Source organism: Methylobacterium sp. Leaf111 (assembly GCF_001423285.1).
Classification (GTDB): domain Bacteria; phylum Pseudomonadota; class Alphaproteobacteria; order Rhizobiales; family Beijerinckiaceae; genus Methylobacterium.
Map to the genome: position 1 here is coordinate 24,120 of NZ_LMNE01000012.1, position 15,510 is coordinate 39,629.

Sequence of the window (15,510 nt, forward strand, 5' to 3'; positions counted from 1 at the left end):
AGTGTTCGCGCGGGCGCGAGCCTGATCTCAGCGTTCGGGGACGGCGCCGCGCGAAGCGGCCGGCGTCTCAGAAGTGGCTGAAGGACCCTGTCCCCAGCACCCGCGACGTGCCGTCGGCCTCCCGGAAGGAGGGCGACGCGGAACCGGCCGCGACCGTGCCGATGCAGGTCAGGGGCGTGCCGGTGGCGCTTGCCGCCGCCAGGCAGGCGTTCAGGTTCGCGGGGGCCACGGCGCAGAGGATCTCGTAATCGTCGCCGCCCGTCGCGATCGGGGTCAGGAGGGCCGGCTCCTGGGCCAAGGCTCTCGCGGCGGCGGGCGAGAGCGGGAGCCGGGCGAGATCGATCTCCGCGGAGCGCCCCTCCCCTTTCAGCATCTTGGCCAGATCCCCGGCGAGGCCGTCCGAGACGTCCATCGCGGCCCGGGCGTAGCGGCGCAGGACCGGAGCGAGGCCGATGCGCGGGCGGGGATGCCAGTAGCGATCGATGAGGGCGTCGCGATCCGCCGCGTCCAGCGCGCCCGCCCAGCCCGGCCCGTTGGGGCGGCGCAGGAGCAAGCCCAGGGCCGCATCCCCGATCGTGCCGCTGACGCAGATCCGGTCGCCGACCTGCGCGGTCCCACGCCGGACGATTCCCCCCGCCGGGACTTCGCCGATCGCGGTGACGCCGATCAGCGCCGGGCCGGCGGCCCGCACGGTATCGCCGCCGAGGAGGTCGAGGCCGAACTCCGAGAGACCATCGGCGAGGCCGGCCGCGAAGCCAGCGAGCCAGTCCTCGGTCCAGTCATCGGGCAGCGCGAGCGTCAGCAGGATTCCGCGCGGGCGGGCGCCCTTGGCGGCGAGGTCCGAGACGTTCACGCCGAGGGCCTTGCGGGCGATCGAACCCGGTGGATCGTCGGGAAAATAATGCACCCCGGCCACGATGGCGTCGGCCGTGAGAACGAGGTCGCAGCCGGGACTGGGCGACAGGGTGGCGGCGTCGTCGCGCAGGCCATCCGCTCCGGGTCCCGCCAGGGGCGCGAAGTAGCGCGCGATCAGCCCGTCCTCGTCGGGCCGGGCCACCGGGGTCAGGCCCGGCCGGAGGCCGGCAGGCCGGCGAATTCGTTGCCGCGCACGTCCCGGGCCACCTTGTCGAGGACGCCGTTGACCATGCCGGGCTCGTCGCCGCCGAAGAAGCTATGGGCGACATCGACGTATTCGGAGATGACGACCCGCGCCGGTACGTCGCGGCGGGACATGAGCTCGTAGGCGCCCGCCCGCAGGATGGCGCGCAGCACCGCCTCGATGCGCTTGAGGGGCCAGCCCGAGGCCAGTGCCCCGTCGAGGATCGGATCGATGGCCCGCTGCTCTTCGACGACGCCGCGCAGGAGGTCGCGGAAGAAGGCGATCTCCGCGGCCGGATGCTCGATGCCGTCGACCTCGCGCCCGATCCAGAAGGTCTCGAACTCGGTGAGCGCCTCGATCACGCCCTTGCCCGAGATTTCCATGTCGTAGAGCGCCTGCACGACGGACAGGCGTGCGCCGCTGCGTTCGGCGGTCTTCATCCCGGAGTCGTTGGCCATGATCCTCAATCCTCTCCGACCGACGCCGCCGATGCGTCGCGCTTCAGCGACAGCACCGCGAGCGCGGCCTCGGCGGCACCGCCGCCCTTGTTCAGTTCGGCGACCCGGGCACGGGCCTGGGCCTGGGCTTCCGTCTCCACCGTGAGGATGCCGTTACCCAGCGGCAGGCGCAGGGTGACGGACAGGTCCATCAGGGCCCGCGCGCTCTCGCCCGCGACGATGTCGTAATGCCCGGTCTCGCCGCGGATGACGCAACCGAGCGCCACCACGGCATCGTAGGGCTGGCCGGCACGGGCCGCGGCCTCGACCAGGATCGCGATGGCGGCCGGGATCTCCAGGGCGCCGGGCACGGTCACCACCGTGGCCACCGCTTCGGCCGCGGCAAGGGCGCCTTCCGCGCCGGCCAGGAGCTCGTCGGCGAGATCCTCGTAGTAGCGGGCTTCGACCACGAGGACGCGCGCGCCCTTGACGTTGGCGGGAGCGGTGCGGGAAGCGTAGGCGAGCGATACCATCGAGAGGCTTTCATGGGACACGGTCGGCGGACGGCACAGCAGCCGGGACCGGGCGCGCTTGCCGCGACCCTCGGGGATCCGTCGGTGCGCAAGACTCGACCGGCCGGACCTGTCCTGCGCCCGCAGGCGCGAGCGATAGACCCTAGGCGCCGTGGCGACAAGCGCGAGCCCCGCCAATCCGGGACGGCGGGTGCTGGTCCGCGCGCGCTCAGGCCCCTGCGGCGGCGCGGCTCTCGGACAGGCGGGCGGCGTAGCGGGCGATGAGGTCGACCTCGAGGTTGAGCCGATCCCCGGCCCGCCGCTCGCCCCAGGTGGTCACCGCCAGGGTGTGCGGGATGAGCAGCACCGAGAACAGGTCGCCGTCCACCGTGTTCACGGTCAGCGAAGTGCCGTCGAGGCAGACCGAGCCCTTCTCGGCGATGAAGCGTGCGAGCTGGGCCGGGGCGCGCAGGGTGAAGCGGTCCGAGGGGGCCCATTGCGGATCCCCCGCGCCGCCCGTGACGGGGTCTCGGGCCACGAGTTCGGCCAGGCCGTCCACGTGGCCGGTGACGAGATGGCCGCCGAGCTCGTCGCCGATCTTCAGGGAGCGCTCGAGATTCAGGCGCCGGCCCTCGCGCCACGTGCTCACATGGGTGCGGGCCAGCGTCTCGGCCGCGGCATCGACGGCGAAGATGCAGCCGTCCTCCGCCGGCTCGATCGCGACCGCCGTGAGGCAAGGGCCCGAGCAGGCGATGGAGGCACCCAGCGCGATGGTGGCGGGATCGTAGTGCGAGCGGATGCGAATGCGGCGCAGGCGGTCGTCGCCGGCGACCGACACGACCTCTCCGACATCCGTGACGAGACCGGTGAACATCTCAGGCGCTCCGCTCGTAGGTGACGGCCCGGTCGGGACCGAGAATCCGGGTTTCGACGACCCGGAGGTGGTGTTCGTCGAGCCGCTTCCGAAGCACAGGGCCGATGGCCGGCAGGCCACCGGTGTCGCCGAGTCGTCCTGGGCCGGTGATGAGCGTGAAGACGTCGACGAGGTCGGCGCCCGCCAGGGCATCGGCGAGGTGCGGGCCGCCTTCGCAGCAGAGGCGCGTCACGCCCCGCTCGGCCAGGGCCCGCAAGGCGGCGTGCAGGTCGACCCGTCCCGCGCCGTCGGCATCGACGCCGATCACCTCCACACCGAAGGAGGCCAGCATGCGCTTGGCGTGCACCGGAGCCCGGCGGGTGCTGAGGATCAGGGTCGGAACGTCGCGGGCGCTGCGCACCAGGGTGGTGGAGGGCAGCAGGCGAAGGTTCGAATCGAGCACGACGCGCAGGGGCGAACGGTCGGACAGCCCCGGCATCCGGACCGTGAGGGACGGATCGTCGGCGCGCGCGGTGCCGATGCCGACGAGGATCGCATCCGCGTGCGCTCGCCAGAGATGGACCGCTCCGTCGGCGATGGGGCCGGTGATCCGCAGGCGCTCGGCGGGTGCACCGGCGAAACCATCCTGGGTCTGGGCGAGCTTGAGGTGCAGGCTCGGCCGCCCCCGCGTCACACGGGTGACGTGGCCGCGATGATCGCGGGCGGCCTCCTCCGCCAGGAGGCCCGTGGTCACCGCGATCCCGGCGGCGGCGAGGAGATTATGGCCGCGCCCGGCGACCCGCGGATCGGGGTCCTCCAGGGCCGTGACGACGCGGGCGATGCCGGCTGCGACGATGGCGTCGGTGCAGGGTGGGGTCCGTCCGTGATGGGAGCACGGCTCCAGGCTGACGTAGAGCGTGGCGCCGCGGGCCGCCTCCCCCGCCATGGCGAGAGCGATCGGCTCCGCGTGCGGGCGGCCGCCGGGGGCGGTCACGCCCTGGCCGACGATCCGCTCCGCACCGGGCGGACCCGCCACCACCACCGCGCCGACGGAGGGGTTCGGCCAGGTGCATCCGAGGTTGCGATGCCCGAGGGCGAGGGCGAGACGCATGTAGCGGCGGTCGGTCTCGCCCGGGCCCGCGGTCTCTGTTCCAGCGGTCTCCATTCCGGCGCTCCTCACGCCCGGGACTTCGGCTGGCGCTTCGGCCGGAGGGGCGTGACCGTCGCGGAGAGATCCGGAAGCCGGTCCCCGGTCGCGGTTCCGCCCACCCCGCGCGGCTCCTCCGAGCCCGTATCGGCCGGGAGGGCAGCCGGATCGGAGAGGGTCCCGAGCAACGCCTTGAAGTCGCTGGCCTCGCGGAAATTCTTGTAGACCGAGGCGAAGCGCACGTAGGCGACGTCGTCGAGCCCCTTCAGGCCCTCCATCACGAGTTCGCCGATGGCCTCGCTGCCGATCTCGGCCTCGCCGCTGCTCTCGAGCTGACGCGTGATGCCGCTGACGAGGCGTTCGATGCGCTCGGGGTCCACCGGGCGCTTGCGCAGGGCGACCCCGATCGAGCGCTGGAGCTTGTCGCGGTCGAAGGGCACGCGCTTGCCCGAGCGCTTGAGCACGGTGAGTTCGCGCAACTGCACCCGTTCGAAGGTGGTGAAGCGACCGCCGCAATCCGGGCAGACCCGGCGCCGGCGGATCGCCGCCGCGTCGTCGCTCGGGCGCGAATCCTTCACCTGGGTGTCGGGACCGCCGCAATAGGGACACCGCATCGGACGGACACCTGGGAGGGAGGAGCGCTGAGGGGAAGGCGCGCCGGAAACGACAACGGCCGCGGACCCGAGGGTCCGCGGCCGTTGCATGGCATGGTGAGGGGCGCCGGTTCAAGCGCCCGCTGGCGGGGCGTTGCGCCTCAGCCGTAGATCGGGAAGCGGTCGGTGAGGGCGTGCACCCGCTGCTTTACGCTCGCCTCGACCGCGGCATCGCCCTCGTCACCCTTGGCCACCAAGCCATCGAGGACTTCGACGATGAGGCCGCCGATCTGCTTGAACTCGGCGACGCCGAAGCCGCGCGAGGTGCCGGCCGGGGTGCCAAGGCGGATGCCCGAGGTGATGGTGGGCTTCTGCGTGTCGAACGGCACGCCGTTCTTGTTGCAGGTGATGTCGGCGCGGCTGAGGGCCGCTTCCGCCGCCTTGCCGGTGAGGCCCTTGCTGGTGAGGTCGACCAGCATGAGGTGGTTGTCGGTGCCGCCCGAGGTGATGTTGTAGCCGCTCGACATCAGGGTGTCGGCCAGCGCCTTGGCGTTCTCGATCACCTGCTTGGCGTAGATCTTGAACTCGGGCTTCAGGGCCTCGCCGAAGGCCACGGCCTTGCCGGCGATGACGTGCATGAGCGGGCCGCCCTGGATGCCGGGGAAGATCGCCGAATTGAACTTCTTGGCCAGCGCCTCGTCGTTCGTCAGGATCATGCCGCCGCGCGGGCCGCGCAGGGTCTTGTGGGTCGTCGTGGTGACGACGTGGGCGTGCGGGAAGGGCGACGGATGCACGCCGGCCGCGATCAGGCCCGCGAAATGCGCCGCGTCCACGAAGAAATAGGCGCCGACGGCATCGGCGATCTCACGGAACTTGGCGAAGTCCCAGTGGCGCGGATAGCCCGAGCCGCCGGCGATGATCACCTTGGGCTTGTGCTCGTGGGCGAGGGCCTCGACCTGCTCCATGTCGATGCGCTGGTCGTCGCGGCGCACGGTGTAGGAGACGGGCTTGAACCACTTGCCCGAGACGTTCGGGGGGGCGCCGTGGGTGAGGTGGCCGCCGGCCGCGAGGTCGAGGCCGAGGAAGGTGTCGCCCGGCTGCATCAGGGCCAGGAACACGCCCTGGTTCGCCTGGCTGCCGGAGTTCGGCTGCACGTTGGCGAAGCCGCAGTTGAACAGACGCTTGGCGCGATCGATGGCCAGGTTCTCGGCGATGTCGACGAACTGGCAGCCGCCATAGTAGCGGCGGCCCGGATAGCCCTCGGCGTACTTGTTCGTCAGCACCGAGCCCTGCGCTTCGAGAACCGCGCGCGAGACGATGTTCTCGGAGGCGATCAGCTCAATCTCGTGCTGCTGGCGGCCGAGTTCCTGGGCCACCGCCTGCGCGATCTCCGGATCCGCGTCCGCGAGGGGAGCAGCGAAGAAGGTGTTGGAGAAGTGCTTGTCGGCAGCAGTACCGGCGCTCATGGAAAGCCTCGATTGTTGAACGGGCGGACGCACCCGTAATCCGCTGGCGTTGGGCGGGCGGGCGTTCGAAGGCTGGATTACTACACGCGACCGGTTCCAAGGCCAAGCACAGGCATTTTTTTGCGTGGGATCAAAAAAATTCAGCTCAGAGCGCGTCGCTCAGAGTCGAGACGGCAACAACCCGTGTCGTGGCGTCGCATCCACCATGCAAAAGGCCCGCGCCTTGGGGCGCGGGCCACGACAATCGTGCGGTTTGATCGCCGGTGAGCGGGCTCAGTTCTCCTCGTCGCCCGGCTCGAAGCTCTGAACCGGCTCGGCGCTGGCGACCGGGGTCGGGGCCGAGAGGGTCGAGGGCACGTTCACGCCGTCACGCTTGTAGATGTCGTCGCGGAACTGGACGAGGCCGTCCGGGGTCGACCAAGCCGTGATGTAGGTCCAGTAGACCGGAACCGGGGTCGACAGCGTGGCGTCGACCCGCTTGCCGCTCTCGATGGCCTGCTCGACCTGCTCGCGGCCCCAGCCGGGCGTGTCCTTGAGAAGCCAGGTGATGTACTCGCGCACGTTCTGCACGCGGACGCAGCCCGAGGAGATGAAGCGGAAATCGTCGCCGTAGACGCCCTTCGAGTTCGTGTCGTGCATGAACACGCCGTAGGGGTTCGGAATGTTGATGCGCACGATGCCCATCGAGTTGAAGTCGGCCCCCGAATCCTGGCGGTAGCGGTAGCGGGTGCCTTCGTCCGAGTTCCAGTTCACCGAAGCCGGGGAGATTTCGTTTTCGCCGGCGAAGATACGGATCTTGTTCTCGGTGAGGTAGGTCGGATCCTTCTGCATCTTGGGGATCAGGTCCTTCTTCACGATGGAAGCCGGGACCGTCCAGAACGGGTTGAAATTGATCTGCGTCGCCTTGGTGTTCATGATCGGCGACTGGCGGTCGATCTTGCCGACGCCGGCGGCGTGAAGGGTCACGACCTGGCCGTTCTCCACCGTCTGCACCAGGGCGGCGGGGATGTTGGTGATGACGAACCGATTGCCGAGGTTGCCGGCATAGGAGCGCAGGCGCACCACGTTGATCTCGAGCTGGTGCAGACGGACATCGGCCGGCACGTTCATGGCCGCCTGGGTGGTCTGGCTCATGGCGCCGGTCTGGCTCAGGCCATGCCGCGCCTGGAAACGCTTCACGCCGGCCGCGACGTAGGAATCGTACACGCCCGAGCCGCCGGAGGCCGGGTCGAGATCGCCCGTGACGATCAGGCGCTGGCGCAGGGCGGCCACGGCCGGCCCCTTGGCGCCGACGCGCAGGCGATCGGCGCCGGAGACCGGCTTCCATCCGCCGCGATTGACGATGTCCCGGTAGCGCTCGATCATCTGCTCCGTGGCCGCCACGGTCTGCGGCGACAGGATCGGCGTCGAGGAGCGCTGCACCTGCATGGCGGCGGGCGAGGCGTAGTCCTGCGCCCATTCGGCCTGGGCGAAGCCGCCGGCCTCACGCGCCGTCGCCGACTGGCCGATGACGGCCGCCGATGCGAGCAGCGCGAAGCCGAGCGCGCGGGTGTGGAAAGCCTGATTCAGCATCGGACGTGAACTCTGATCTGATTTACGAAGCGACATGCGGCGTCGTCGGTCCCGGCAGCGCGCGCCGAGGTCTCGCAACACCCCCTGTCACGACCGTGTCGGGGTACGGTTAAGAACTCATGGGGACCCGGCCACATTGTGGCACGGCGCGGCTTATCCCCGCGATCCCCGGACACGTTCTCTCGACTGCGGCCCGTGTGCCACAGCACGGTGTCTCACCGTGCGATCGGCATGGCGAAACGAGGACCGATGGCGTAAGTCGAAGGACGATGACGCTTCCGGCGAACCAGGCTGGCCACGGAAGGTGGGCCCCGCTGCGTGCGATCACTGCGGTGGTCGCCCTCTACGCGTTCGTTCTCCATGCCGTCCTCAGCGGTCTCGTGCTCCTGCCGGACTCCTCCGCGCACGGCATCCTCTGCCTCGGGCAGATCGACGAGGCCGGCCCCGCTGCACCCGATTCGACCCACGCCCATCATCAGCCCTGTTGCACCGTGGCCGGGCCGATGCTGCACGCGGCGATGCCGGAGGTGTCGGCTCGCACCATCGTCTGGCCGGCGCCCGCGACGAGCCGGGTGACCTGGCGACGCGAGGCGTCCGTTTCCGCTCGTGGACCGCCGGGCACGATCCCCCATCCCAGAGGTCCGCCCGCCGTCTGATCCGATCGCCGATTCCCGATCCCATCAGACACGGACCATCCGATGAACCGCATCCCCCGGGCCGAGCTCTTCGCAGGCCTTCTCCTCTCGCTGTCCGCTACCGCCGCCCTCGCCCACGCCACCCTGGAGCGCAAGGAGGCGAGCCCGAATGCCGCCTACCGCGGCGTCGTGCAGATCACCCATGGCTGCGACGGCCAGCCCACCAACCGCGTCAGCGTCACCATCCCCGAGGGCGTGATCGGTGCCAAACCGATGCCGAAGCCCGGCTGGACCGTGACGACCGAGAAGGGCGCCTATGCCCGCGCCTATCCGTACTATCACGGGGACATTCGCGAGGGGGTGAGGACCATCACCTGGACCGGGGGTAGCCTGCCCGACGATCAGGTCGACGAATTCACCTTCCTGGCGCGGATCAGCGACGCCTTCGCGCCCGGCAGCACGGTCTACTTCCCCGTCGAGCAGGATTGCGCCGCGGGGCAGTACCGCTGGGGCGAGATCCCGGCCGCGGGGCAGGAGGCCCATGCCCTGAAATCCCCCGCCCCCGGCGTCCGCATCGTGGCCGCCGCCTCCGGCCCGGCCCGCGCCGCGGCGTCGAGCGTCAAGGCCGGCGACCTGAGCATCGAGACCCCCTGGATGCGCGCGACGCCCGGTGGCGCCAAGGTGGCGGGCGGCTACGTCCGCGTCACCAACACCGGCAGCCAGGCCGACCGCCTCGTCGGTGCTTCGATCCCCCTGGCGGGACGCACGTCGATCCACTCCATGACCATGGAGGGCGGCGTGATGAAGATGGCCCCGGTCGAGGGTGGCCTGGTGATCAAGCCGGGCGAGACGGTGGAGCTGAAGCCCGGCGGGCTGCACCTCATGTTCGAGGATCTCGCGAGTGGACCCAAGGCCGGCGAGACGGTCGAGGGCACGCTGCGCTTCGAGCGCGCCGGCACCGTGCCCGTCACCTTCAGCGTCGCGCCCATCGGCGCGATGAGGCCGGGTGCGCCAGCCGCCGCCGCGACGGCACCGGGCCACCACGAGCACTGACGCCGCGCGTCCCCGGATCCCGGGGACCGATGGCCGGCCGGATCCTACCGTGACCGGCCGGCTCGACGCCTGGCGGTGTTTGTCTTCCAACTGGCCCGACCCATCGCTCCGCCGCGCGCATCCCCGCGCGGCGTCCGCCACCTCGCCCCTCTCCCACCGGGATCATGCCGGCCCCTTCGCGCCGTCGCGAAGCGCGGGCCCATGGTCCGGAGCCCGTCCCATGTCCGCGCCTCGGAATGTCTCCCCTCCCCGAAATGAGTCCGCCCCGCTCTCCCCCTGCCCCAAGGCCGCTGCCCTCGCCCTCCTGGGCGGCGCCTCGCTCCTGACCCTCGTCATCGCCGCGACGCCGTCCTGCGCCGAGGAAACGGCTGCCGCGACGTTGTCCGAGCTCAGCATCGAGGGCGCCGCGGCCGGCTCCCTAACGGTGCCGAGCGTCGCGGCCCAGCGCGCTGCGGTGAACGCCACCGTCGGTTCCGTCGCCTTCGTCGACGCCAAGGACTTCCAGGACCGCTACGCCAATACCCTGCGCGACACGCTGAAGGACGTGCCCGGTGTCTACGTGCAGGAACGCTACGGCCAGGAACTCCGCCTGTCGGTGCGCGGCTCGGGCATCTCGCGTGGCTTCCACCTGCGCGGGCTCGAACTGCTGCAGGACGGCATTCCGCTGAACCTCGCCGACGGCAGCGGCGACTTCTACCAGGTCGATCCCCTGGGGCTGCGCTCGATCGAGGTCTACAAGGGCGGCAACGCCCTCACCTTCGGAGCGACGACCCTCGGCGGGGCCATCAACGTCGTCACCCCCACCGCCCAGACGGCCTTCGCGCCCAACATCCTGCGCATCGACGGCGGCGCCTTCACCACGATCCGGGAGAACGTTCAGGTCTCGCGCATCTCCGGCCCGGTCGATTTTCTCGTCAACGGCACGATCACCAATTCCGACGGCTACCGGGACCACGAGACCCAGCGGACGCAGAACTTCAACGCCAATCTCGGCTACCAGCTCGCGCCGGGCGTCGAGACGCGCTTCTATGCCGGAGTCTACCTGACCGACCAGAAGCTCCCCGGCACGCTGAGCCTCTTCAATGCCCTGAACAATCCGACGCTCGCCAATCCATCGGCGATCGCCGGCAACCAGTCTCGCAAGGTCGAGACCGAGCGGATCGCCAACCGCACCTCGTTCCTGCTCGATGTCGGCAAGCTCGACATCGACACCTGGGCGATCCACAAGTCGCTCTACCACCCGATTTTCCAGGTCATCGATCAGGACGGCTTGACCTACGGGATCGCCCCGCACTGGGCCGGGACCTTCCAGGTCGCCGGCTATCGCAACGACCTGATCCTCGGCCTGCGCGCCTTCGCGGGCCAGAATTCGGCCCTCCAGTTCGTCAACGTCGCCGGCCAGCGCGGCGCGCAGACGCTGCGCGCGGTGCAGAGCGCCTCGAACTACGAAGCCTATGGCGAGAACCGCTTCTGGTTCCTGCCGGACGTGGCCCTGATGGCCGGCGCCAAGGCGTTTTCCTCCAACCGGACCTACAGCAACAACGGCGGCTTCTCCGGCGCCAACGCGTTCCCCGCCTCGGCCAACGAGACCTATGCGGGTATCAATCCCAAGGTCGGCCTCCTCTGGCAGCCGCTGCCCGACCTGCAGGTCTTCGGCGACATCACCGGGTCGCGTGACGTGCCGGATTTCTCCGACCTCGTGCAGCAGAATACGCTGAACACCACGTTCGTGCCGCTGCGGGCGCAGCGCGCCGTGACCTACGAGGCCGGCACGCGCGGGCGGATCGATCGACTGTCCTGGGACGTCACCCTCTATCACTCGGAGATCCGCGACGAGCTCATCAACTTCTCGATCAACCCGGGCCTCAACATTCCGGCCGCGACCTTCAACGCGCCCCGGACCCGCCACCAGGGCGTCGAGGCCGCAATCGCCCTCGATCTTGCCCGCGACCTGATCGGCACCGGCGACGCGGTCGTGGTTTCGCAGATCTGGACCCACAACGACTTCCACTTCCTCGCCGACCCGGTCTTCGGCGACAACCAGATCGCCGGCATTCCGCGCGATGTGCTGCGCACGGTCCTGACCTATCGCAACCGCGAGGGTTTCCACGTCAGTCCCTCCGTCGACTGGGTGCCCCAGGGTGCCTTCGCCGACCATGCCAACGGCCTGAAGGTGCCGGGCTACGCCCTCCTCAACGTCCAGGCCGGGTACGCCTTCCAGAACGGCGTCTCGGTCTTCGTCGATGCCCGAAACCTGACCGATGCCCGCTACGTGTCGGACATCTCCGTCGTCACCGATGCCCGGACCGTCGCGGGCGGCCCGGTGGCCTTTTACCCGGGCGTCGGCCGCAGCATCTTCGGCGGCATCCGCGCCGGTTTCTGATCGGGCGGGAGCGGGCCGCCGGGTGAGGGTGCGCCTTTCGCGGCCGCCCGCTAGAAGCGCGCCATGAATGAGGGTTTCACCATCGCGCGCGCCCCCGGTGTTCCGGCGCCGGACCATCACCCGGACGTGCATGTCGGCCGGGATGGCTGGCTGTTCCTGATCGGCGGCACCAATTCCGTGCTGAGGCAGTATCGCGATCCGGGGATGCCACGCGCCATCCTCTGGCGCTGGCGCCGCATCCTGGAAGCGCGGGTGCGGCGCTGCGCGGGCCTCGGCATCCGCTACGCCCACGTGGTGGCGCCGGAGAAGCTCACGGTCTATCCGCAGGCGTCCGATGCGCTCGCCTTCGACCCCGAGCGCGCGCCGGTCCTGCGCCTGGAGCGCTGGCTCCGCCTCTCGCCGGCCCGGCGCCACTGGATCGATCTCGTACGGCCGTTTCGCGCGCGTGCCGCCGAGGCGCCGCTCTATTGCCGGACGGACAGCCACTGGACCTTCGCCGGATATCTCCTCGCCTATGGCGAGATCTGCCGCCATCTCGGTCTTGCTCCGCGCCAGGATATCCTCCGGCGCCGCATCGGCTCACCCGCACCCTATGCCGGCGATCTCGGCCTGAAGTTCGATCCGATCCGCAGGGAGACGGTGGAGTCCTGCCTGTTCGAGACCTCGGCGCGGCGCATCCACGCCAACAGGCTCGTCACGGCCTTCGAGGCGGAGGGCCGGGGTCAGGCGGCGCATATCGGCGCCCACGTGGTCTACCGGAACGACTCGCGCGAGGCCGACCCGCGCCGGTTGGTCCTGTTCGCCGATTCCTACGGCCACCACACGTCGACCCCCCATACGGGGAGCCTGACGCCGCTCCTCGCCGACACCTTCCGTGAGGTTCACGTCCTGTGGTCGACGAGCATCGACTGGGGCTACGTCGCCCGGGTGAAGCCGGATTTCGTGGTGTCGGAGATCGCCGAGCGCTTCATGATCGAGCTGCCCCAGACCGGCTTCAACATCGAGAAGCTCGCGGATCTCGCCTTGGCGCGTAGGGCAGGCTGAAACGACGAACGCCCCGGAGATGTCTCCGGGGCGCGATGTCGATCGATGGCGGTCCGCGATGGGTGTGCGGGCCTAGTAGAGCCCGCCGGCCTGGGCGGCGCGATCTGCGTCCGGCGGAACCGCGGCCGGGGCGCTGGAGGATTGTGCCGGCGCGGCAACATAGGCGTCGGGCGGGGCGGTGCCGGGCTTGAAGGCCTCGAGGATGGTACCACCACCCTCGCCCGAGCCGGCGCGCATGCCGGAGGCGGCCGAGACGCGGATCAGCTTGATGCCCGGGGGCACGCGGAACGGCGTCGGCGGCTTGTCCTTGAGCGCCTGCTTCAGGAAATCGAGGGCGATGGGGGCGGCGAGACCGCCGCCGGTGGCCCGGTCGCCCAGGGAGCGCGGCTTGTCGAAGCCGAGATAGACGCCCACCGCGAGGTCCGGCGAGAAGCCGACGAACCAGGCGTCCTTGGCATCGTTGGTCGTCCCGGTCTTGCCGGCCAGGGGCTTGCCGACCTGCTTCAGGATGGTGGCGGTGCCGCGCTGGACGACGCCTTCCATGATCGAGACCATCTGGTAGGCGGTCAGCGGGTCGAGGACCTGCTCGGAATCGTCCACGAGCTTGGGCTCGTCCTGGCCCGACCACTTGTCCGCGTCGCAGCCGAGGCACTTGCGGTTGTCGTGCTTGTAGATGGTCTCGCCGACGCGATCCTGGATGCGGTCGATCAGGGTCGGGCGGATGCGCCGGCCGCCATTGGCCAGCATCGAGTAGGCGGTGACCATGCGCATCACCGTGGTCTCGCCGGCGCCGAGCGACATCGGCAGCACCGGGAGCATGTCGTCGTAGACGCCGAAGCGGCGGGCATATTCCGCGATCAGCGGCATGCCGACGTCCTTGGCGAGCCGCACCGTCATCAGGTTCTTCGAATGCTCGATGCCGTAGCGCAGGGTGTGCGGACCGCCGGACTTGCCGTCGTAGTTCGAGGGCGTCCAGGCCTCCTGGCCGGGGCCCGCCTCGATGGTGATCGGCGAATCCTGCACGATGGAGGACGGCGTGTAGCCGTTGTCCAGGGCCGCCGAGTAGACGATCGGCTTGAAGGAGGAGCCGGGCTGGCGCATCGCCTGTGTGGCCCGGTTGAACTGGCTCTCATCGTAGGAGAAGCCGCCGACCATCGCATGCACGCGACCGGTATAGGGGTCCATCGCCACGATGGCGCCCGAGACCTCGGGCCGCTGGCGCAGGCGGTACTGGTTGCGGCTCGTATCCGTCGCCTCGACGTAGACGACGTCGCCGGCGTTGAGCGCCGCGGCGGGCGAGCGCCCGGTCCAGCGGGTGCCCTCGGCGGTGATGGTGCCGGTCTCGCGCTCCTTTGACACCTGGCCGGAGGCTTCACGGCGCGGCTGCAGGCCGATCTGGGCCGAGCCGCCGGTGGTGTTCAGGACCACGGCGAGGCGCCACGGCGCGACGTCGCCGAGACCGGGCACTTCGGCCACGGCGAGGCCCCAGTCGCGGCCGACGAGGTCGACCTTGGCCTGCGCGCCGCGCCAGCCGTGCGACTGGTCGTAGCGAACAAGACCGTCCACCAGGGCCTTGCGGGCCCAGGACTGCATCTTCGGGTCCAGGGTGGCGCGCACGGAGAGGCCGCCTTCGTAGAGCTTCTTCTCGCCGTAGCGCTCGGCAATCTCGCGCCGGACCTCTTCGGTGAAGTAGTTGGCGTTGGCGGCGTTGGCGAAGGCGACGCGCGGATTGACGCCGAGGGGCATCTTGCGGGCCGCTTCGGCCTCTTCCTTGGTGATGTACCCGTTCTGGGCCATCAGGCCGATGATCTCGTTGCGCCGATCAAGCGCCTTCTGGGTCTGGCGGTAGGGGTGGTAGTTGTTCGGCCCCTTCGGCAGGGCGGCGAGGTAGGCCGCTTCGTTGATCGTGAGTTCGTGAACCGACTTGCCGAAGTAATCGAGTGCCGCTGCGGCGACGCCGTGCAGGTTGCGCCCGGGCACGATCGTGCCGAGGAAGATCTCGTTCAGGTAGAGCTCGAGGATCTTGTCCTTCGAGTAGGCGGCCTCGATCCGGAAGGCGATCAGCGCCTCCTTGGCCTTGCGCTCGAAGGTCTGCTCCGGGGACAGGAGGAAGTTCTTGGCGACCTGCTGGGTGATCGTCGAGGCGCCCTGCTTCTTGCCGCTCTTGAAGTTCGTCAGCGCGGCGCGCACGAGACCCTCGGGGTCGACGCCGCCATGCTTGTAGAAGTTCTTGTCCTCGGCCGAGAGGAAGGCCGCGACGACGATCTTGGGCATCGCCTGGATCGGGAGGTAGAGCCGCCGCTCACTGGCGTACTCGGCCAGCAGCGAGCCGTCCGCCGCATGGACGCGGCTCATCACCGGCGGCTCGTAATTGGCGAGCGCGGCGTGATCCGGCAGGTCCTGGCTGAATTTCCAGTAGAAGAACGCGGCCGCCGCGGCGGCGATCACGAAGACCATCGCGCCGACGCTGAACAGGAAGCCGAAGAAACGAAGGATGAAGCGCATCCGGGTCCCGTCCGTCGATGATCCATCGCCGCCGGCCGGCCGCGAGAGCACCCGCCACGATGGCGCGTACCTCCTCGGACCGTGTCCCATTCCGAAATGCAAGAGTCCCGCCGCGTGAAATGCGGTCGAGCCCACGCTGTCGGCGGCGTTCGCTCAAGCGCGCCGCGATCAATCCGACCGAGACCATCGGCATCGGTGTGACCGGAGCGCT

13 protein-coding genes are annotated in these 15,510 nt (G+C 69.9%); 4 read left to right on the forward strand and 9 right to left on the reverse strand.

The window, feature by feature from the left end; genetic code table 11:
- Positions 1 to 67 precede the first annotated feature (67 nt).
- From thiL to ASF41_RS09325, 8 genes are all read right to left on the reverse strand, one after another.
- Positions 68 to 1,057, reverse strand: coding sequence for a thiamine-phosphate kinase (thiL, locus tag ASF41_RS09290; RefSeq protein ID WP_056492643.1), 990 nt, complete (start codon positions 1,055 to 1,057; stop codon positions 68 to 70).
- Positions 1,058 to 1,062: 5 nt separating this feature from the next.
- Positions 1,063 to 1,539 (reverse strand): transcription antitermination factor NusB, encoded by a 477-nt coding sequence (nusB, locus tag ASF41_RS09295; protein WP_056214016.1) that lies wholly within the window; start codon positions 1,537 to 1,539, stop codon positions 1,063 to 1,065.
- Positions 1,540 to 1,562: 23 nt separating this feature from the next.
- Positions 1,563 to 2,069, reverse strand: coding sequence for a 6,7-dimethyl-8-ribityllumazine synthase (ribH, locus tag ASF41_RS09300; protein WP_056213889.1), 507 nt, complete (start codon positions 2,067 to 2,069; stop codon positions 1,563 to 1,565).
- Between the two features lie 208 nt (positions 2,070 to 2,277).
- Positions 2,278 to 2,922: a riboflavin synthase gene (locus ASF41_RS09305; protein WP_056351400.1), complete on the reverse strand. Its 645-nt coding sequence runs from the start codon at positions 2,920 to 2,922 to the stop codon at positions 2,278 to 2,280.
- Between the two features lies 1 nt (position 2,923).
- Positions 2,924 to 4,066 carry a bifunctional diaminohydroxyphosphoribosylaminopyrimidine deaminase/5-amino-6-(5-phosphoribosylamino)uracil reductase RibD gene (ribD, locus tag ASF41_RS09310; RefSeq protein WP_056492645.1) on the reverse strand — a complete coding sequence of 381 codons (1,143 nt, stop codon included), beginning with the start codon at positions 4,064 to 4,066 and terminating at the stop codon, positions 2,924 to 2,926.
- An 11-nt stretch (positions 4,067 to 4,077) separates the two neighbouring features.
- The gene (gene nrdR, locus ASF41_RS09315; RefSeq protein WP_244479606.1) at positions 4,078 to 4,662 is read right to left on the reverse strand and encodes a transcriptional regulator NrdR; all 585 of its coding nucleotides are present in this window, start codon (positions 4,660 to 4,662) and stop codon (positions 4,078 to 4,080) included.
- Between the two features lie 140 nt (positions 4,663 to 4,802).
- Positions 4,803 to 6,107, reverse strand: a complete 1,305-nt coding sequence (gene glyA / locus ASF41_RS09320; protein WP_056274539.1) for a serine hydroxymethyltransferase — start codon at positions 6,105 to 6,107, stop codon at positions 4,803 to 4,805.
- Between the two features lie 273 nt (positions 6,108 to 6,380).
- Entirely contained in the window at positions 6,381 to 7,679 is a 1,299-nt protein-coding gene (locus tag ASF41_RS09325) for a murein L,D-transpeptidase (protein WP_056351394.1), read from the reverse strand.
- Positions 7,680 to 8,011: 332 nt separating this feature from the next.
- Between ASF41_RS09325 and ASF41_RS09330 the strand changes: the two genes are divergently transcribed.
- The 4 genes from ASF41_RS09330 (at position 8,012) to ASF41_RS09345 (ending at position 12,794) form a co-directional block, all read left to right on the forward strand.
- The gene (locus ASF41_RS09330) at positions 8,012 to 8,335 is read left to right on the forward strand and encodes a hypothetical protein (RefSeq protein WP_056492648.1); all 324 of its coding nucleotides are present in this window, start codon (positions 8,012 to 8,014) and stop codon (positions 8,333 to 8,335) included.
- A 42-nt stretch (positions 8,336 to 8,377) separates the two neighbouring features.
- Complete coding sequence (locus ASF41_RS09335) at positions 8,378 to 9,367, forward strand: DUF1775 domain-containing protein (RefSeq protein WP_056492651.1); 990 nt, start codon at positions 8,378 to 8,380, stop codon at positions 9,365 to 9,367.
- Between the two features lie 220 nt (positions 9,368 to 9,587).
- Positions 9,588 to 11,750: a TonB-dependent receptor gene (locus tag ASF41_RS09340; protein ID WP_082504222.1), complete on the forward strand. Its 2,163-nt coding sequence runs from the start codon at positions 9,588 to 9,590 to the stop codon at positions 11,748 to 11,750.
- Positions 11,751 to 11,813: 63 nt separating this feature from the next.
- Entirely contained in the window at positions 11,814 to 12,794 is a 981-nt protein-coding gene (locus ASF41_RS09345; RefSeq protein WP_082504223.1) for an alginate O-acetyltransferase AlgX-related protein, read from the forward strand.
- Positions 12,795 to 12,866: 72 nt separating this feature from the next.
- Here the strand turns inward: ASF41_RS09345 and ASF41_RS09350 are convergent, their stop codons facing one another.
- Positions 12,867 to 15,299, reverse strand: a complete 2,433-nt coding sequence (locus ASF41_RS09350; RefSeq protein ID WP_056492654.1) for a penicillin-binding protein 1A — start codon at positions 15,297 to 15,299, stop codon at positions 12,867 to 12,869.
- Positions 15,300 to 15,510: the final 211 nt, after the last annotated feature.